The sequence below is a fragment of the Streptomyces sp. NPDC002730 genome (assembly GCF_042888805.1).
Taxonomy (GTDB): Bacteria; Actinomycetota; Actinomycetes; order Streptomycetales; family Streptomycetaceae; genus Streptomyces.
Window position 1 is genome coordinate 24821 of record NZ_JBIAQG010000006.1, and the last position, 17401, is coordinate 42221.

Genomic DNA, 17401 nt, shown 5'->3' on the forward strand with positions numbered 1-17401 from the left:
ATTGCCGAACCGCGGCTTTGCACGAGCCGCCGCGCGAGCTCGTCGATCCCGGCCTTCAGCTCCGCATACGGCAGGCCGGTTCATTCGCCCCGGCCGGCCCTGCACGCGGTGTGACGGAACGGATGGGGACACCGGTCACCTGGGTACTCCCCATCCGTCAGGCGACGGCCACCGGGGTGGTGGGCGACACCGCGCCGTTGTCGATGACGAGCAGCAGGTCGCCCACGGTCGCGTCCCTGCCGAGCCCCAATTCCGAGACGGGCCGTGAACCGGGGATCTCACGTGCGCTGACAGGAGGGAGATACAGCTCGTTCTCTCTCCCCTGGAAGGCGAGGATCACCCATGTCTCGTCGCGTCCTATGCGTGAGGCCACGGTGTCAAGACGGTCGGGAAGCACAGCGCAGACCACGGTGAGCCGTTGATGTTCGGCTCGAGGGAAGGCCGAAATCATCTCCAGGACGCCGGGGGCGGAGAGGGTGCCTTCCAGCAGTTGCGCGACGGCGGCTCGGTCTGCCGAACGGTCGTCGTCCTGCACCGCGTGGACGAAGCGCACGATCGGCAGACCGTCGTCGAGCACCTGCCGCCAGCGCGGCAGCATGAAGTCGATATGCAGGGCGTCCTCGCGGGCCGCTCCTACGTCACCGACCTTCTCGCCGATCGCCGCCAGCCAGGCGTTGACCTCTGCCCAGCGCCAGACGAGGGAGCGGCCGACCGTGCCCTCGGGCTCCGGGAACGCCGGGGCGTCATGACGCCGCTCGCCGTTCACCCACTGCAGGACGTTCTGCCGGCTGCGGCCGGCCCGCTCGGCGATGTCCGATACGCCGACCAGGTCCGGGTCGAGCCGGAGCAGACGCAGCTGGGGCAGCTCCTGGTGCAGCCGTACGACCAGGCGGTGCGCCGCGTCAATGGCACTGTCCCCGCTTTCCGACACATCCAGGAGATGCTTGCCCCGGTGACGGGTGAGCAGCCCGTCGAACTCGTCGAAGATGACGCCGACCGCCACGTCGTCGTCCACGCTGATGCCGTCCACGACGAAGACAAACTCGTATTCCATCGCGCCCCAACCCCCTTGATCGTGCTCCACGAACCCGCGCCAGGATCCGCCACCCCTCTGGGCAGACTTACCCAGTGCACGTACGTTGTCAAACGACAACACCGCCACCCGGGGCACGGCGCGGGTCCCCCTCAGGGAGCGGGCACAGCTTCGCGCGCCGCGCGAGGTTCCGTGCCGTGCGCCCGGGATTCTTCGCCGTACCCGGCACCGGGATGGTGAGGCACCCTTCGGCACAGGTGCAGTACAGCCGCCCCCAGTGCCCTTCCTTGCGCAGTGTCCAGCCGACGGCAACGAGCCGCTTGAGGACTTCGCGGATCTCTTTGTGCTGGTGATCCGCCGGTGACACTTCGCGCCCGACCATCCACCATCTCCCCAACGCTCACGGCGGTACCGGGAGTTGACTGTCAACTCCGCGTGACCGAGAGACTACCCCCGGGGTACGACAATCGGCGAAATCGCACGTCGATGCGGCATTTGAGACCTCCGGCCGGTCATTCGCGGTCAGCGGTCACGCGGGAGGAGGCAGCGGATCTGCTTGCCGACGGGCGTCGGCCGTGATGTCCCAGCCGGGCGCGAGCAGATCCATGAGCGGGGGCCCACAGCCGGACTCGGCAGTGGGGACGTCGAGTTGAACGCCAGTGCGGCGTGATGCGAGTGGTTCGCGGTTCCTGGACTACGTGGCGAGCTCCACCTGGTGGGGATCCGCTGCGCAGCGCCGCCTGTGCTCATGAGGTAGTTACCGCGATTTCCGATTCGGAGCCGGGTGGGAGGCGTGCTTCACTTCCGCGTAGTGATCCGAGGCCGTGAGAAGGGGAGGCCGCTTGTGGCCCATGACATCGATCAGACGTTCACCGCGCTGCCGCTGCGGGCCCTCGCCGACGCGGCACTTGCGCGGGCGCGTGCTCTCGGCGCCGAGCACGCCGATTTCCGCTTCGAGCGCGTACGCAGTGCGGCTTGGCGGCTGCGCGACGCCAAGCCCGCCGGTTCATCGGACACCACGGACCTGGGGTACGCGGTGCGGGTGGTCCACGGCGGTGCCTGGGGCTTCGCCTCAGGGGTCGATATGACGATGGACGCGGCCGCCAGGGTCGCCGGCCAGGCGGTCGCGATGGCGAAGCTCTCGGCGCAGGTGATCGCGGCGGCGGGCTCCGACGAGCGGGTGGAGCTGGCGGACGAGCCGGTGCACGCGGAGCGGACCTGGGTCTCCGCGTACGAGATCAACCCGTTCGAGGTGCCCGACGAGGAGAAGACGGCGCTGCTCGCGGAGTGGAGCGCGCGGCTGCTGCGGGCGGACGGCGTCGCACATGTGGACGCCTCGCTGCTCACGGTCCAGGAGAACAAGTTCTACGCGGACACGGCGGGCACCGTCACCACGCAGCAGCGGGTGCGGCTGCATCCGCAGCTCACGGCCGTCGCCGTCGACGAGACGACGGGCGAGTTCGACTCGATGCGCACGATCGCGCCGCCGGTGGGGCGCGGCTGGGAGTATCTGACCGGCACGGGCTGGGACTGGGAGTCCGAGCTGGAGCAGATCCCGGCGCTGCTGGCCGAGAAGATGCGCGCGCCGAGCGTCGAGGCGGGACGCTACGACCTGGTGGTCGACCCGTCGAATCTCTGGCTGACCATCCACGAGTCGATCGGCCATGCCACCGAGCTGGACCGGGCGCTGGGGTACGAGGCGGCGTACGCCGGGACGTCCTTCGCCACCTTCGACAAGCTGGGGAAGCTGGCGTACGGCTCCTCGATCATGAATGTGACGGGCGACCGGACCGCCGAGCACGGTCTCGCCACGGTGGGCTTCGACGACGAGGGCGTCGAGGCGCAGTCGTGGAACCTCGTCAAGGACGGCACGCTGGTGGGCTACCAGCTGGACAGGCGGATCGCGAAGCTGACGGGTCTCGGCCGGTCCAACGGCTGCGCCTACGCGGACTCCCCGGGCCATGTGCCGGTGCAGCGGATGGCGAACGTGTCACTGCAGCCGGAGCCGGGCGGCCTGTCGACGGAGGATCTGATCGGCGGGGTGGAGCGCGGCATCTATGTGGTCGGCGACCGGTCGTGGTCGATCGACATGCAGCGCTACAACTTCCAGTTCACCGGGCAGCGCTTCTTCCGTATCGAGAACGGCAGGCTGGCCGGTCAGCTGCGCGATGTCGCGTACCAGGCGACGACGACGGACTTCTGGGGCTCGATGGAGAAGGTGGGCGGCCCGCAGACGTACGTCCTGGGCGGCGCCTTCAACTGCGGGAAGGCCCAGCCGGGCCAGGTCGCGGCGGTCTCCCACGGCTGCCCCTCCGCGCTGTTCCGCGGCGTCAACATCCTCAACACGACGCAGGAGGCGGGCCGATGAGAGCGCGCCGCACGCCGTTCAGTCTCAACACCACGCAGGAGGCCGGTCGATGAGCCGCAACAGCAAGCCGCACGAGACGGTCGAGCGGGCGCTGGAGCTGTCCACCGCCGACCACTGTGTCGTCATCGCCGACGAGCACTCCTCCGCCAATCTGCGCTGGGCCCGCAACGCCCTGACCACCAACGGTGTGACCCGCGGCCGCACCCTCACCGTCATTGCGACCGTCGACGGCGCCGAGGGCACCGCCTCCGGTGTCGTGTCGCGGTCCGCCGTCACCGCTGCCGATCTCGAGCCGCTGGTACGGGCCGCGGAGGCCGCCGCCCGCGGAGCCGGGCCCGCCGAGGACGCCCAGCCGCTCGTCGAAGGGGTCCCGGCCTCCCCGGACTTCACGGACGCGCCTCTCGAGACGTCCTCGGCCGTCTTCGCGGACTTCGCGCCCGCGCTGGGTGAGGCCTTCGCCCGCGCCAAGGCCGGTGAGCGTGAGCTCTACGGCTTCGCCAACCATGAGCTGACCTCCACCTACCTCGGTACGTCGACCGGGCTGCGGCTGCGGCACGACCAGCCGAACGGGACGCTGGAGCTCAACGCCAAGTCCCCGGACCGCGCCCGTTCCGCCTGGGCGGGCCGTTCGACGCGGGACTTCAAGGACGTGGACCCGGCGCAGCTGGACGCGGAGCTCGCGCAGCGCCTCGGCTGGGCTCAGCGCCGAATCGAGCTGCCCGCCGGGCGGTACGAGACGCTGCTGCCGCCCACCGCCGTGGCCGATCTGCTGATCTACCAGCTGTGGTCGTCGACGGCGCGGGACGCGGTGGAGGGCCGTACGGTCTTCTCCAAGCCGGGCGGCGGCACCCGCGTCGGCGAGAAGCTGTCCGATCTTCCGCTTACTCTGCGCAGCGATCCGAACGCGCCGGGCCTGGAGTCCGCGCCCTTCGTGATCGCCCACTCCTCCGGCGACGACGCCTCGGTCTTCGACAACGGCCTGCCGCTGTCGAAGACCGACTGGGTACGCGACGGAAAGCTGGAGCATCTGGTCACCACCCGGCACAGCGCCGCTCTGACGGGCCTGCCGGTCGCGCCCGGCGCCGGCAATCTGATCCTGGACGGCGGCGGTGAGCGTTCGCTGGACGAGATGGTGTCCGCGACGGCCCGCGGGCTGCTGCTGACCTGCCTCTGGTACATCCGCGAGGTCGACCCGGCGACGCTGCTGCTGACCGGTCTCACCCGGGACGGCGTCTATCTCGTGGAGAACGGCGAGGTCGTCGGCGAGGTCAACAACTTCCGCTTCAACGAGTCGCCGGTCGACCTGCTGTCGCGGGCCACCGAGGCCGGCCGCACCGAGAAGACGCTGCCGCGCGAGTGGGGCGACTGGTTCACCCGGGCCGCGATGCCCGCGCTCCGGGTCCCGGATTTCAATATGAGTTCGGTCAGCCAGGGCGTATAACCTCGGAGGAGTCTGTATGCACAGACGTCCCCCCAGCACACCGAAGGAGACGCGAGACCCGTGACGGACATCGTCGACGAACTGCAGTGGCGAGGGCTGATCGCTCTCTCCACTGACGAGGACGCATTGCGCAAGGCGTTCGCGGACGGTCCCGTCACGTTCTATTGCGGCTTCGACCCGACCGCGCCCAGCCTGCACCTCGGCAACCTGGTCCAGATCCTCACCATGCGCCGGATCCAGCAGGCGGGGAACCGCCCGCTGGGCCTGGTCGGCGGTGCCACCGGTCTGATCGGTGACCCGAAGCCGAACTCGGAGCGCACACTGAACGCTCCGGAGGTCGTCGCGGCCTGGGTGGAGCGGCTGCGCGGGCAGATCGAGCGGTTCCTCGACTTCGACGGTCCGTACGCCGCGACCATGGTCAACAACCTGGACTGGACGTCGGGGCTCTCGGCGATCGACTTCCTGCGCGACATCGGCAAGTACTTCCGGGTCAACAAGATGATCGCGAAGGAGGCGGTCGCCCGGCGGCTGAACTCCGACGCGGGTATCAGCTACACCGAGTTCAGCTACCAGATCCTGCAGGGCATGGACTTCCTGGAGCTGTACCGGCGGTACGGCTGCACCCTGCAGACCGGCGGTAGCGACCAGTGGGGCAACCTCACCGCGGGCACCGACCTGATCCACCGGGTCGAGCCCGAGGCCGAGGTGCACGCGCTGGCCACACCGCTGATCACCAAGGCCGACGGCACGAAGTTCGGCAAGACGGAGTCCGGCACGGTCTGGCTCGACCCGGAGCGGACCACTCCGTACGCCTTCTACCAGTTCTGGCTGAACGCGGACGACCGGGACGTCTCCAAGTTCCTGCGGATCTTCAGCTTCAAGTCCCGCGAGGAGATCGAGGAGCTGGAGAAGCTGACCGAGGAGCGGCCGCAGGCGCGTGCCGCGCAGCGGGCGCTGGCCGAGGAGCTGACGACGCTGGTGCACGGCGCTGACCAGTGCGCCGCGGTCGTCAATGCGTCGAAGGCGCTCTTCGGGCAGGGCGAGCTGGCCGAACTCGACGAGCCGACGCTGCGGGCGGCGCTCTCCGAGCTGCCGCATGCCCAGGTCGCCGAGCTTGGCCCGGTCGTGGATCTGCTCGCGGAAGTGGGTCTCGCGCCGAGCAAGTCGGCCGCCCGCCGCACGGTGAAGGAGGGCGGGGCCTACGTGAACAACGTGAAGGTCACCACCGAGGACGCCGTACCGGCGAAGGAGGAGCTGCTGCACGGCCGCTGGCTCGTGCTGCGCCGGGGCAAGAAGAACCTGGCTGCGGTCGAGGTCACGGCCGGCTGATCAGCCGCGGCAGAAGAACCGAGTCCGGTGGCGGCCGGGTGAGCTTCGTTGCTCACCCGGCCGCCGCCGTACCCGGCTCAGGCTCTCTGCCTCTTGCCCCGCATCGCGGTATAGGCCATTTCGCCGAGGAAGACGATGACGACGGCCGCCAAGAGCTGGAGTCCGTGCCGGCCCCAGTCGATGCCCTTGGTCTCGGCGATGCCGAGACCCATCGCGAGCCAGTTGCCGAGCGCAGCGCCGGCGATGCCGCAGATGGTGGCCAGCCACAGGGGCATGTGCTGCTTGCCGGGAAGGATCGCTTTCGCGATCAGGCCCAGCACGAAGCCCACGATGATCGCCCACAACCAGCCCATGGCTGCCTCCTGGTACGTGCTCCGCATGAGCAGTTACGCCGTCAGTCTCGGCCTGTCCGCGGTACAGCGCATGTCGGGCGGCGCCATACGCGCTACGGCGCAGTCGGGACACGCAGGCGGGGCTCCCCCCGCTCTCGTAGGTGTCGGAGGTGCGGCGTACGGTGGAAGGCGTCAGGACCTGGGAGCGTCCGGCGTGGAAAATCGGTGGTGGAACCTGATGCGGAAGCATGGCAGTACGGAGGTCTTCCGGATCACGGGAGCCCGGAAGGGGCTCGCGGACGACGTCCGTGGCCGGCAGCGCCGCTATGTGATTTCGATGTCGGTGCGGACCTTGGCGGTGATCCTCGCCGCCGTCCTGTGGAACGTCGAACGTCATGTGGCGATCGTGGCGCTGGTGCTCGGTGGGCTTCTTCCCTACATTGCCGTGGTGATCGCCAACGCGGGCCGGGAGAACGCGCCTTCGCTGCCGTCGACCTTTGTTCCGACCCCTTCCCGGCCGATGATCGCGCCTTCCCCGGGACCGCCCACAGCCGCCGCAGCGGAGGACGAGCCGGAAGCCGGAGCCTCCGAGCGGGACCGTCGAGAGCGCGACCAGAGCTGATTTCACGGGGCTTGCGAAGCTCAAGAAAAGCTCAGATCAATCATGAAGTTCCGGTGCACCGCACCCCGTTCCCCGTGACATACTTCGTAGGCGCTCCGCATCCCCCGTCGGAGCGACGGACCGACGCCGGGCAGCTCCCCCCGTGGCTGCTCGGCGTCGCCTTGTTTGGGATGAACATCAGTGAGTGACGAAACACCGATCTGCTCCGCCAAGGGCTGCCGCACCGACGCCGTCTGGGTGCTGGCGTGGAACAACCCGAAGCTGCACACTCCTGAGCGCCGCAAGACCTGGCTCGCCTGCGACGAGCACCGTGAGCATCTCTCCCACTTCCTTGACCTGCGCGGTTTTCTCAAGGATGTGGTGACGCTCGAGGAGTGGGAGCGTGGCTCCTCCGGCGCCGGCTCGGGCTCGGATGCCGACTCTGGCTCCGGTGCCGACTCGCGCGGCCCGGAATCCGGCTCAGCCGCCGATCGCTGACATCGGCCGGTCGGGCTGCAGGAACGACGGGTCGTCAAGGCCCGATCCCGCCTTCTTGCCCCACATCGCCAGCTTCCAGATGCGCGCGATCTCCTCGTCGGGCGCGTCCGAGCGCAGCGCGGCGCGCAGGTCCGTCTCCTCGCGGGCGAACAGACAGGTGCGCACCTGGCCGTCGGCGGTGAGGCGGGTGCGGTCGCAGGCCTGGCAGAACGGGCGGGTGACGGAGGCGATGACGCCGACCCGGTGCGGTCCGCCGTCCACGGTCCAGCGCTCGGCGGGCGCGGATCCGCGCTCCTCGTCGCCCTCCGCGGTGAGCGTGAAGCGCGTACGCAGGGACTCCAGGATGTCGCCGGCGGTGATCATGCCGTCGCGCTTCCAGCCGTGCTGAGCGTCGAGCGGCATCTGCTCGATGAAGCGCAGCTCGTAGTCGTTGGCCACGGCCCAGGCAAGCAGCTCGGGAGCTTCGTCGTCGTTGAGCCCCGGCATCAGAACCGTATTGACCTTGACAGGGGTGAGGCCGGCGGCGCGGGCGGCCTCCAGGCCGTCCAGCACATCGCGGTGGCGGTCGCGGCGGGTGAGGGTCTTGAAGACGTCGGGGCGCAGGGTGTCGAGCGAGACATTGACCCGGTCCAGGCCGGCGGCCTTGAGCGCGTCTGCCGTGCGCTTGAGTCCGATGCCATTGGTGGTCAGCGACATCTGGGGGCGGGGCTCGAGAGCGGCGCACCGCTCGACTATTCCGACCAGCCCCGGCCGCAGCAGCGGCTCCCCGCCGGTGAAGCGGACCTCGGTGATACCGAGGTCGGTGACGGCGATACGGATCAGCCGGACAATCTCGTCGTCACTGAGCAGATCAGGCTTGGCGAGCCACTGCAGACCTTCTTCCGGCATACAGTACATACACCGCAGATTGCACCGGTCGGTCAGTGAAACTCGCAGGTCAGTGGCCACACGGCCATAGGTGTCGATGAGCACGGTGGGCCCCCTCCCCGCTTGGCGGATCTTATTGCCTTCGAGCCTACGCCAGAGGGCTGACAACTCCGGGGCCCGATTGTCACGAGGAGCGGCAGGGCCGCGTCGTAGGACTCTACGACGCGGCCCTGCCCGGCACTCGGTACTGCGTCCCGGGTCAGTGTGCTCCGATCCCGGTGAGGGACTTGACCTCGAGCTCCGCGTACTTGCCCTTGTCGGCCTCTTCCTTCGACAGGAGGGAGCCGAGCCAGCCGAGGAGGAAGCCCAGCGGGATCGAGACGATGCCCGGGTTCTCCAGCGGGAACCAGTAGAAGTCCGCTGTCTTGAACATCGAGGTGGGCTTGCCGGAGACGACCGGCGAGAAGAGCACCAGCACCACCGACGCGGTCAGGCCGCCGTAGATGGACCACAGGGCGCCCTGTGTGGTGAACCTCTTCCAGAACAGGCTGTAGAGGATCGTCGGCAGATTCGCCGATGCGGCCACCGCGAAGGCGAGTGCGACCAGGCCCGCCACGTTCAGATCACGGGCGAGCGCTCCGAGCGCGATGGAGACGACGCCGATGGCGACCGTTGCCCAGCGGGCCGCGCGGACCTCTTCCTTCTCGGTGGCCTTGCCCTTGCGGATGACGTTCGCGTAGATGTCGTGCGCGAAGGAGGACGAGGACGCCAGGGTGAGGCCCGCGACCACCGCGAGGATGGTGGCGAAGGCGACCGCGGAGATCACCGCCAGCAGAATCGAGCCTCCGGCGGATCCCGGTCCGCCGCCGATCTCCAGGGCTGCCAGTGGAGCCGCCGTGTTGCCCGCCTTGTTCGAGGCGATGATGTCGCCGGGCTTGAGCAGCGCGGCAGCACCGAAGCCGAGCACGATCGTCATCAGATAGAAGGCGCCGATGATGCCGATCGCCCAGATCACCGACTTACGGGCGGCCTTGGCGGTGGGCACGGTGTAGAAGCGGATCAGGATGTGCGGCAGGCCCGCGGTGCCCAGTACCAGCGCGATACCGAGCGAGATGAAGTCCAGCTTCGAGGTGCCGGTGGCGCCGTACTTGAGGCCGGGCTCCAGGAACGCCGATCCCTTGCCGCTGTTCTTCGCCGCCGAGCCGAGCAGGTCCGAGAGGTTGAAGTTGAACTTCAGCAGGATCAGGAAGGTGATGAGCACGGTGCCCGCGATGAGCAGGACGGCCTTGACCATCTGCACCCAGGTGGTGCCCTTCATACCGCCGATGGTCACGTACACGATCATCAGTACACCGACCAGCGCGACGATCGCGATCTTGCCCGCGTCGCTGGTGATGCCGAGCAGCAGCGAGACCAGTACGCCCGCGCCCGCCATCTGCGCCAGCAGATAGAAGATCGAGACGACGATGGTGGAGGTGCCGGCGGCGGTGCGGACCGGGCGCTGGCGCATCCGGTAGGCGAGGACATCGCCCATTGTGTAGCGGCCGGAGTTGCGCAGCGGTTCGGCGACCAGCAGCAGCGCGACCAGCCAGGCGACCAGGAAGCCGACGGAGTACAGGAAGCCGTCGTAGCCGAAGAGGGCGATGGCGCCCGCGATACCGAGGAAGGAGGCGGCGGACATGTAGTCGCCGGAGACCGCGAGGCCGTTCTGGAAGCCGGTGAACTGGCGGCCGCCGGCGTAGAAGTCGGATGCGCTCTTGGTCTGACGGCCGGCCCACACGGTGATGAAGAGGGTCGCGACGACGAAGCACGCGAACAGTGTGATGATCAGCGGCCGGTGCTCGCTCGCCCCTCCTCCGGCGGCGAACTGGACCGTGGGATACGCGGCGTACGCGGCGCTCATGCGTCGGCCTCCATACGGGACTTGATCGCCTCGGCCTTCGCGTCGAGCTTTGTGGAGGCGTAACGCGCATACAGCCAGGCGATGAGGAAGGTGGTGGCGAACTGGGAAAGTCCGAAGACGAGGGCGACGTTGATGTTGCCGACGAACTTCGTGCCCATGAAGCCGCCGGCGTAGTTGGACAACAGGACGTACAGCAGGTACCAGGCGATGAAGGCGACGGTCAGGGGGAAGGCGAAGGAGCGGTAGGTGCGGCGCAGTTCGCCGAATTCCGCACTCTCCTGCACCTCGACGAACGCCTCTGTCGTGGGCTGAGCGGGGCTGGTGTCCAGACCGCCCGGGGGCGACGGTGCATCGGTAGCCACGGAATCTCCTCGCGACGCGGGTGGGGTGGGGAAGGACTTGGGGATGGTCACAGCGGAACCTCACGGTCGGGGACGGTTTGATGTTGCTCCACCCCCTGACAACGGCACGGAGAGCGCGTCGAAGTGGTTCAGCGTCGGCCTTTTTCTTCCCGGTTTCTTCTCGAACTCATTGATGGGGCCGCATGATCAGCGATAGCTTCGCTGGTCATGTACCCGCCCATTCGCGTCTGTCTGGGCGGTTGTCACGGATGATGTGGAGAACCCATGGCTCATCTGGGATCCAGACGGCGGCGCGCACTCGCCCTGCCCGCAGGTCTGGCGCTCACGGCCTCGCTCGGCTTCCTTCCCGCGGGAGCCGCCTCGGCAGCCCCGGCGGACGAAGTACCCGCCGCGGTGGTGACCGACGGCCCGAAGCTGTCGTACGTCGTGAACGTCAAGGGCGGGCACGGCACCGCCAAGTCGGTCAAGAAGGCGATAGCCAAGGCCGGCGGTTCGGTGGTGATCGCCTACGACCGGATCGGCGTCATCGTCGTCCACTCGCAGAACCCGGACTTCGCCAAGACGATCCGCCAGGTCAGGGGCGTCGCCTCGGCCGGCGCGACGCGTACCGCGCCGATCGCCGCCGCGAGCGACACCTCGATCAACTCCGAGCGCCCGCTCACCGCCCAGGAGGCGAAGACCGCGGCGGCGCAGGCCGAGTCGGGACAGGACCCGCTCGAGCCGCTCCAGTGGGACCTGCCCGCCATCAAGGCGGACAAGGCTCACGAGAAGACGCTGGGCAGCAAGAAGGTCACGGTCGCGGTCATCGACACGGGTGTCGACGACACGCACCCCGACCTCGCGCCCAACTTCAACGCCAACGCGTCGGCCAACTGCGTGAGCGGCAAGCCGGACACGACACCCGGCTCCTGGCGGCCGGCCGCCGGCGAGAGCGACCACGGCACGCATGTCGCGGGCACGATCGCCGCGGCCAAGAACGGTATCGGCGTCACCGGTGTCGCGCCGGGCGTCAAGGTCGCCGGCATCAAGGTGGCGACCACGGCCGGATTCTTCTACACCGAGTCCGTCGTCTGCGGCTTCGTCTGGGCCGCCGAGCACGGCGTCGATGTGACCAACAACAGCTACTACACCGACCCGTGGCTGTTCAACTGCAAGAACGACCCCGACCAGGGGGCCCTCGTCGAGGCCGTCACCCGCGCCACGCGGTACGCCGAGCGCAAGGGCACCGTGAACGTCGCCGCGGCCGGCAACTCCCAGATGGACCTCGCCGTCGACGAGATCACGGACACCACGAGCCCGAACGACACCACCCCGGTCGAGCGGGTGATCAACCCGCGTGAGTGCCTGGACATCCCGTCCCAGCTCCCCGGTGTCGTCACCGTCACCGCGCTCGGTGCCAAGGGCCTGAAGGCCTCGTACTCCAACTACGGCCTCGGCATGGTCGACATCTCCGCCCCGGGCGGCGACTCGACGGCCTTCCAGAAGCCGGACGCGCCCGCCACCGACGGCCGGATCCTCTCCACGCTGCCGGGCGGCAAGTACGGCTACAAGGCCGGTACGTCGATGGCCTCGCCGCATGTCGCGGGCGTCGTCGCGCTGATCAAGTCGAAGCACCCGCACGCTTCGGCGGCGCAGGTGAAGGCGCTGCTCTACGCGGAGGCCGACGACACGGCCTGCACCAACCCGTACGACATCAACGGCGACGGCACGGTCGACGCGGTGTGCGAGGGCGGCAAGCGCAACAACGGCTTCTACGGAACGGGTGTCGCCGACGCCCTGGACGCGGTTCGCCGGTAACAGTGCTTCTCGGGGGCCGGACGCGGAGTGCCGCGTCCGGCCCCTGTGCGTGGCTACGGGTTCCTATGGCATTCGGGTGGCACTCAGTGCCATAGTGCGTGCATGGCTCACACATCCTTGAGCGGTACGCCTGCGAGCGGTCGTTCGTCGGCCGGTACGGCGCACGCGTGGGCGGCGCTCGGCGGCGATCCCGCGCTCCTCGACCGCGTCCGGTACGAAGGCACGGGCGGGCTGCGCGCCCAGCTGCCCGTCATGGAGCTGGCCCGCTCCTGCGTGGCGGTCTGCGCACTGGCCGCCGCCGAGCTCGCCGCGCGCCGCACCGGCGGCCGGGTCCCGGCCGTCCGGGTCGACGACGGAGCGGTGACCGCGGCATTCCACAGCGACCGGCTGGTGCGGGTCGACGGCGTGGCACCGACGACCTTCGCTCCGCTGTCCCGCTTCTGGCGGGCGGGCGACGGCTGGGTCCGTACACACGCCAACTACCCGCACCACCGGGCCCGGTTGCTGGCCGCGCTCGGGCTGCCCGGCGACGCGGGCGTGGAGGCCGTCGCCGCCGAGATCGGCGGGCGCCGGGCCGCGGAGGTCGAGGAGACGGTGTACGCGGCCGGTGGTCTCGCGGTGGCCGCCCGTACGCCCGAGGAGTGGGCGGCGCACGAGCAGGGGTCGCGGGCCGCCGCGCATCCGCTGCTGACGATCGCGCCGGTCCATGAGCGCGACGAGCAACCACCGCGCACCTTGCCGGAGTTGACGGGCGAGACCCTGCTTCCGGCCGCCGGACTGCGGGTCCTGGATCTCACCCGGGTGCTCGCCGGGCCGGTCGCCACCCGCACTCTCGCCCTGCTCGGCGCGGATGTGCTGCGGATCGACGCTCCCGGGCTGCCGGAGAGCCAGGAGGCGCACAACGACACGGGCATGGGGAAGCGGTCGACCCGGCTGGACCTGGGCGACCGGGCGGGCGACCGGCGGATCTTCGAGGAGCTGCTGGAGAGCGCCGATGTGGTGGTGCTGGGCTACCGTCCCGGCGCGCTGGACCAGTTCAACGGAATGACGGCCGACGCGCTCGCCGTGCGCAACCCGGGGCTGGTGATCGCGCAGCTCTCCGCGTGGGGCCGGTACGGACCGTGGGCCGAACGGCGCGGCTTCGACAGTCTGGTGCAGGTGGCGACCGGTATCGCCGCGATCGAGGGCGGTAAGGGACAGCCCGGCGCGCTGCCCGCCCAGGCGCTGGACCACGGCACCGGATATCTGCTGGCGGCCGGGGTACTGCGCGCGCTCACCGAGCAGCACGACGAGGGCAGGGCCAGGCTGGTGCGGCTCTCCCTCACCCAGACGGCGGCGTGGCTGATGAACCGGCTCACGAAGGATCCGGCCGAGGAGGGCAAGGAGGCCAAGGAGACCGAGGAATCTGGTGCGTACGACTCCGAGCGGTGGCTCACGGAGACGGACAGCCCCATGGGCCGACTGCGGCACGCCCTGCCGCCGGTCTCCTTCGCCGGCGGCCCGGCCAACTGGTCACGCCCGCCCGGCTTTTGGGGCTCGGACGCGCCCGAGTGGCGCTGAGCACGGTCGCGGAGGCTACCGTTGCCCGTCCGCCCTTCGTGCCCCGCCCGTACCTGGAGTCACCCGTGTACCACGAGAGTTCCTGGGAGCCGCTGCCCGCACGGTCCGTCGCAGAGCTGACGCTGCGGTTCGTCCTCACCGTCATCGTGCTGCCGCTGCACTGGGCGATGCTGCTGGCGGGCTTCGCGCTCTTCCTCGCGATCGCTTTCGTGGGCGATCTGTTCGCGCTGATCCCCGGGTTCGAGAAGGGCTTCGAGAAGACCATCGACGCGCTGGGCGACCGGCTGCAGGTCTGGCCGCGCTGGTTCGTGTCGTGGCCCGAGCTCCGGCACGAGGGCGACACGGCCTTCTACGGACGGCGCGCGGACAAGGAGGTGGCGGACTGGACGCGCAAGGCGACCGCGCCGCACGGCAAGAACAAGGCCGTGCCGCCGTCGACCTGCGAGATACCGGTACGCAAGTACCGTGCCGTGGGCGCCGGTTACGTCCTGCGGACGGCCGAGGCGCAGGGCTGGGCCCTGCGCCACGACGAGTACTCCGACCTGCCGTACGAGATCAGGCTGCGCCGCGTCCCCGAGCCGCAGACGACGGACGCGGGGAGCACGGCGGCCTCATCCGGCGATCCGGGTCAGGCCCAGGGCGTCACGGCTTGATGATGACCTTGAGCGCGGTGCGCTCGTCCATCGCCTTGTAGCCGGCCGGGACGCCGTCGAGGCCGACCGACAGATCGAAGACGGGCGAGGGGTCGATCGTGCCGTCCAGGATGTCGGGCAGCAGCTCGGGGATGTAGGCGCGGACGGGCGCGACGCCACCGCGCAGGGCGATGTTCCGGTCGAACATCACGCCGAGGTCCAGGCCGGTACCGCTGCCGTGGGGCACGCCCACGTAGCCGATCGCGCCGCCGTCGCGGGTGATCCCGACGGCCGTACGCATCGACTGCTCGGTGCCGACGGCCTCGATCACGGCGTGCGCGCCCTGGCCGCCGGTCAGCTCGCGGACTGCCGCGACGGCCGCTTCGCCGCGCTCGGCGACGACATCGGTGGCGCCGAAGGTCTTCGCGATGTCGGTACGCACCTGGTGGCGGCCGAGGGCGATGATCCGCTCGGCGCCGAGCCGCTTGGCAGCCAGCACGCCGCACAGCCCGACCGCCCCGTCGCCGACGACCGCGACCGTGGAGCCGGCCCGCACCCCGGCGCCCACGGCGGCGTGGTGTCCGGTGCCCATGACGTCGGAGAGCGCGAGCAGCGCGGTCAGCAGCCGGTCGTCGGATGCGGCTTCGGCCGGGAGCTTGACGAGGGTGCCGTCGGCGAAGGGCACACGCACAGCCTCGCCCTGGCCGCCGTCGAAGCCGACCGAGCCCCAGAAGCCGCCCTGCGGGCAGGACGTGTGCAGGCCCTCGCCGCAGAAGTCACAGGTGCCGTCGGACCAGACGAACGGAGCGACGACAAGATCGCCGGGCGCGAACCCGCTGACCGCGGAACCGGCCTCCTCGACCACGCCGAGAAACTCGTGTCCGATGCGCTGCCCCGGCCGGCGCGCGGACTCGCCGCGGTACGCCCACAGGTCACTGCCGCAGATGCAGGCGCGCAGGACACGCAGGACCACGTCGGTGGGCTGCTGGATCGCCGGATCGGGCACCTCCTCCACGCGGATGTCGTGCGGGGCGTGGATGACGGTGGCGCGCATGCGGCGAATCCTTGCTGATCAGACGAGTGTCATACGGACGTACGGCTCTCACGGTACGCCTGCGGAACCCGCGCCAGCACGCCGGTGGCCAGCAGCAGCTGCGCCGCGCAGTAGGTGAGCATGATCCAGAAGTCGGGCACGGGCGGCTGCGGCCACCCGGCGACACCGGTGGCGATCAGCGTGTCGGAGAGCAGAAAGAGCGCCCCGCCCGCGCCCGCGACCGGGCCGAGTCCGCTGGAGCGGCAGGCCATGGCGGTGAGCAGCAGCGAGTAGCCGGCGACCGGGATGCGCAACTCGGCGGGGAGGTCGGGCCAGAGCAGCGCGACGGTACCGACGAGGGCGGTGCCGTACACCGCCGCGAGCGGTGTGGACGTATGTGTACGTCGGAAGAGGACCAGGTAGCAGACGTGTCCGGCGGCGAACGACCCCATGCCGACGAGGAAGGCCCAGTCCGCGTCACCGAGCAGGAAGACGTCGCCGGCCCAGCCGAAGAGCAGTGCGGCGACCAGCGTCCGGGGCGCTCCACGGGTGACGGCGTACGCCGCGAGCAGCGGCATGAGGAGGGGCTTGGCGATCTGGTGCCCGATGTCCGGGCCGGGGCCGAGGCAGGCCAGATCGCAGCCGACGGCGAGGAGGAAGGAGAGGAGGATGGCCCGGCCGATCCGATCACGGGACGCCGCACGGCCCGCGACGGCGGTGCCGACCTGCGGCACCGCGCTCACGCGGCGTGCTCCGGCGCGGCAGCCGCCGCCGGGGTCCCGGACTTCGGCGCGGTAGCCGCCGCCGAGGTCCGGGGCTCCGGCTGCCAGCCGGGTCCGCGGAAGACCCGCCCGGCCCGCTCGCTCCAGGTGCCCGCGGCCCGTATGTCGCGGGCGATCGCCGCGTACTCATGCGTGGCGACCCGCAGCGGGTTGGAGGTCTCGATGTTCTTGGTGAGCCCGAACACGGGCCGCTCGGTCTCGGGCGTGAACGACCCGAAGAGCCGGTCCCAGACAATCAGGATCCCGCCGAAGTTCCGGTCCAGATAGCCGCCCTGGGAGGCGTGGTGCACCCGGTGGTGGGAGGGCGTGTTCAGTACGTACTCGAAGGGCCGCGGCAGCTTGTCGATCCGCTCGGTGTGCACCCAGAACTGGTACACGAGATTGGCGGACGAGCAGAAGGCGAGCGCGGCGGGATGCACACCGCACGCGATGAGCGGCAGATAGAACGGCCAGGCCGTCAGACTCGTCCAGGGCTGGCGCAGCGCCGTGGTGAGGTTGAACTTCCGGCTCGAGTGGTGCACGACATGGCAGGCCCACAGGATCCGGATGACGTGGTGGCCGCGGTGGGACCAGTAGTAGAAGAAGTCCTGCGCGAGCAGCATCAGCAGGATCGTCCACCACAGGACGGGGACGCGCGCGGGGGTGAGCTCGTAGACCGCGGTGTAGATCGCGACGATGGGGATCTTCCACAGGAAGTCGAAGGCGAGACTGCCGAGCCCCATGCCGACGCTGGTGGCGGCGTCCTTGGCGTCGTATCCGGCGGCGTCCTCGTCCGGATGGAGGCGGACGGTCACCATCTCCAGGACGCTGAGCAGCACAAAGGCGGGTATCGACCACAGCACGACATCGGGCAGGTTCGGCAT

Annotated in this window: 17 protein-coding genes; 8 read left to right on the forward strand and 9 right to left on the reverse strand. The window is 69.7% G+C overall.

What is annotated here, in order from left to right; genetic code table 11:
• Positions 1-157 precede the first annotated feature (157 nt).
• Positions 158-1054, reverse strand: a complete 897-nt coding sequence (locus tag ACFYXH_RS16375; RefSeq protein ID WP_389563070.1) for a helix-turn-helix transcriptional regulator — start codon at positions 1052-1054, stop codon at positions 158-160.
• 88 nt (positions 1055-1142) lie between these two features.
• Positions 1143-1415 carry a hypothetical protein gene (locus ACFYXH_RS16380; protein ID WP_389563072.1) on the reverse strand — a complete coding sequence of 91 codons (273 nt, stop codon included), beginning with the start codon at positions 1413-1415 and terminating at the stop codon, positions 1143-1145.
• A gap of 462 nt (positions 1416-1877) precedes the next feature.
• Between ACFYXH_RS16380 and ACFYXH_RS16385 the strand changes: the two genes are divergently transcribed.
• The 3 genes from ACFYXH_RS16385 to tyrS are packed head-to-tail and all read left to right on the forward strand — an operon-like array spanning position 1878 to position 6171.
• A complete protein-coding gene (locus ACFYXH_RS16385; RefSeq protein ID WP_385303553.1) occupies positions 1878-3401 on the forward strand; it encodes a TldD/PmbA family protein in 1524 nt (507 codons plus the stop codon).
• A 49-nt stretch (positions 3402-3450) separates the two neighbouring features.
• On the forward strand, positions 3451-4842 hold the full coding sequence (locus tag ACFYXH_RS16390) for a metallopeptidase TldD-related protein (protein WP_389563074.1): 1392 nt from the start codon (positions 3451-3453) through the stop codon (positions 4840-4842).
• A gap of 60 nt (positions 4843-4902) precedes the next feature.
• Entirely contained in the window at positions 4903-6171 is a 1269-nt protein-coding gene (gene tyrS / locus ACFYXH_RS16395) for a tyrosine--tRNA ligase (protein ID WP_389563076.1), read from the forward strand.
• A 77-nt stretch (positions 6172-6248) separates the two neighbouring features.
• Here tyrS and ACFYXH_RS16400 read toward each other — a convergent pair whose 3' ends face one another.
• Positions 6249-6524 (reverse strand): GlsB/YeaQ/YmgE family stress response membrane protein, encoded by a 276-nt coding sequence (locus ACFYXH_RS16400; protein ID WP_362688673.1) that lies wholly within the window; start codon positions 6522-6524, stop codon positions 6249-6251.
• A gap of 217 nt (positions 6525-6741) precedes the next feature.
• Here ACFYXH_RS16400 and ACFYXH_RS16405 point away from each other — a divergent pair, with 217 nt between their 5' ends.
• Both ACFYXH_RS16405 and ACFYXH_RS16410 read left to right on the forward strand, forming a co-directional pair.
• Positions 6742-7125 carry a DUF3099 domain-containing protein gene (locus ACFYXH_RS16405; RefSeq protein WP_389563078.1) on the forward strand — a complete coding sequence of 128 codons (384 nt, stop codon included), beginning with the start codon at positions 6742-6744 and terminating at the stop codon, positions 7123-7125.
• A gap of 180 nt (positions 7126-7305) precedes the next feature.
• The gene (locus ACFYXH_RS16410) at positions 7306-7602 is read left to right on the forward strand and encodes a hypothetical protein (protein WP_389563080.1); all 297 of its coding nucleotides are present in this window, start codon (positions 7306-7308) and stop codon (positions 7600-7602) included.
• On the opposite strand, the gene moaA is transcribed toward ACFYXH_RS16410, so the two are convergent.
• From moaA to ACFYXH_RS16425, 3 genes are all read right to left on the reverse strand, one after another.
• On the reverse strand, positions 7585-8574 hold the full coding sequence (gene moaA, locus ACFYXH_RS16415; protein ID WP_389563082.1) for a GTP 3',8-cyclase MoaA: 990 nt from the start codon (positions 8572-8574) through the stop codon (positions 7585-7587). The two genes, ACFYXH_RS16410 and moaA, sit on opposite strands and share 18 nt — an antisense overlap.
• Before the next feature lie 154 nt (positions 8575-8728).
• Positions 8729-10372 carry a cation acetate symporter gene (locus ACFYXH_RS16420; RefSeq protein ID WP_389563084.1) on the reverse strand — a complete coding sequence of 548 codons (1644 nt, stop codon included), beginning with the start codon at positions 10370-10372 and terminating at the stop codon, positions 8729-8731.
• Positions 10369-10734: a DUF485 domain-containing protein gene (locus ACFYXH_RS16425; RefSeq protein ID WP_389563086.1), complete on the reverse strand. Its 366-nt coding sequence runs from the start codon at positions 10732-10734 to the stop codon at positions 10369-10371. The genes ACFYXH_RS16420 and ACFYXH_RS16425 overlap by 4 nt, the downstream gene beginning before the upstream one ends.
• A gap of 264 nt (positions 10735-10998) precedes the next feature.
• Between ACFYXH_RS16425 and ACFYXH_RS16430 the strand changes: the two genes are divergently transcribed.
• From ACFYXH_RS16430 to ACFYXH_RS16440, 3 genes are all read left to right on the forward strand, one after another.
• Positions 10999-12531, forward strand: a complete 1533-nt coding sequence (locus tag ACFYXH_RS16430; RefSeq protein ID WP_389563087.1) for a S8 family serine peptidase — start codon at positions 10999-11001, stop codon at positions 12529-12531.
• A 102-nt stretch (positions 12532-12633) separates the two neighbouring features.
• On the forward strand, positions 12634-14091 hold the full coding sequence (locus ACFYXH_RS16435; protein WP_389563088.1) for a CoA transferase: 1458 nt from the start codon (positions 12634-12636) through the stop codon (positions 14089-14091).
• A gap of 65 nt (positions 14092-14156) precedes the next feature.
• Positions 14157-14744: a hypothetical protein gene (locus ACFYXH_RS16440; RefSeq protein WP_389563090.1), complete on the forward strand. Its 588-nt coding sequence runs from the start codon at positions 14157-14159 to the stop codon at positions 14742-14744.
• On the opposite strand, the gene ACFYXH_RS16445 is transcribed toward ACFYXH_RS16440, so the two are convergent.
• Genes ACFYXH_RS16445 through ACFYXH_RS16455 form a run of 3 tightly spaced genes read right to left on the reverse strand, consistent with a single transcriptional unit; the run spans position 14734 to position 17401 of the window.
• On the reverse strand, positions 14734-15777 hold the full coding sequence (locus ACFYXH_RS16445) for a zinc-dependent alcohol dehydrogenase family protein (protein WP_389563092.1): 1044 nt from the start codon (positions 15775-15777) through the stop codon (positions 14734-14736). The two genes, ACFYXH_RS16440 and ACFYXH_RS16445, sit on opposite strands and share 11 nt — an antisense overlap.
• A gap of 29 nt (positions 15778-15806) precedes the next feature.
• Positions 15807-16499, reverse strand: a complete 693-nt coding sequence (locus ACFYXH_RS16450) for a lysoplasmalogenase (protein WP_389563094.1) — start codon at positions 16497-16499, stop codon at positions 15807-15809.
• The gene (locus ACFYXH_RS16455; protein ID WP_389563096.1) at positions 16496-17401 is read right to left on the reverse strand and encodes a sterol desaturase family protein; all 906 of its coding nucleotides are present in this window, start codon (positions 17399-17401) and stop codon (positions 16496-16498) included. The genes ACFYXH_RS16450 and ACFYXH_RS16455 overlap by 4 nt, the downstream gene beginning before the upstream one ends.

Bases quoted from the DNA above. Each gene is read 5' to 3' on its own strand.
- ACFYXH_RS16375 (WP_389563070.1), bottom strand. From the start codon at position 1,054: ATGGAATACGAGTTTGTCTTCGTCGTGGACGGCATCAGCGTGGACGAC.
- ACFYXH_RS16380 (WP_389563072.1), bottom strand. From the start codon at position 1,415: ATGGTCGGGCGCGAAGTGTCACCGGCGGATCACCAGCACAAAGAGATC.
- ACFYXH_RS16390 (WP_389563074.1), top strand. From the start codon at position 3,451: ATGAGCCGCAACAGCAAGCCGCACGAGACGGTCGAGCGGGCGCTGGAG.
- ACFYXH_RS16400 (WP_362688673.1), bottom strand. From the start codon at position 6,524: ATGGGCTGGTTGTGGGCGATCATCGTGGGCTTCGTGCTGGGCCTGATC.
- ACFYXH_RS16405 (WP_389563078.1), top strand. From the start codon at position 6,742: ATGCGGAAGCATGGCAGTACGGAGGTCTTCCGGATCACGGGAGCCCGG.
- ACFYXH_RS16420 (WP_389563084.1), bottom strand. From the start codon at position 10,372: ATGAGCGCCGCGTACGCCGCGTATCCCACGGTCCAGTTCGCCGCCGGA.
- ACFYXH_RS16430 (WP_389563087.1), top strand. From the start codon at position 10,999: ATGGCTCATCTGGGATCCAGACGGCGGCGCGCACTCGCCCTGCCCGCA.
- ACFYXH_RS16435 (WP_389563088.1), top strand. From the start codon at position 12,634: ATGGCTCACACATCCTTGAGCGGTACGCCTGCGAGCGGTCGTTCGTCG.
- ACFYXH_RS16445 (WP_389563092.1), bottom strand. From the start codon at position 15,777: ATGCGCGCCACCGTCATCCACGCCCCGCACGACATCCGCGTGGAGGAG.
- ACFYXH_RS16455 (WP_389563096.1), bottom strand. From the start codon at position 17,401: ATGCCGAACCTGCCCGATGTCGTGCTGTGGTCGATACCCGCCTTTGTG.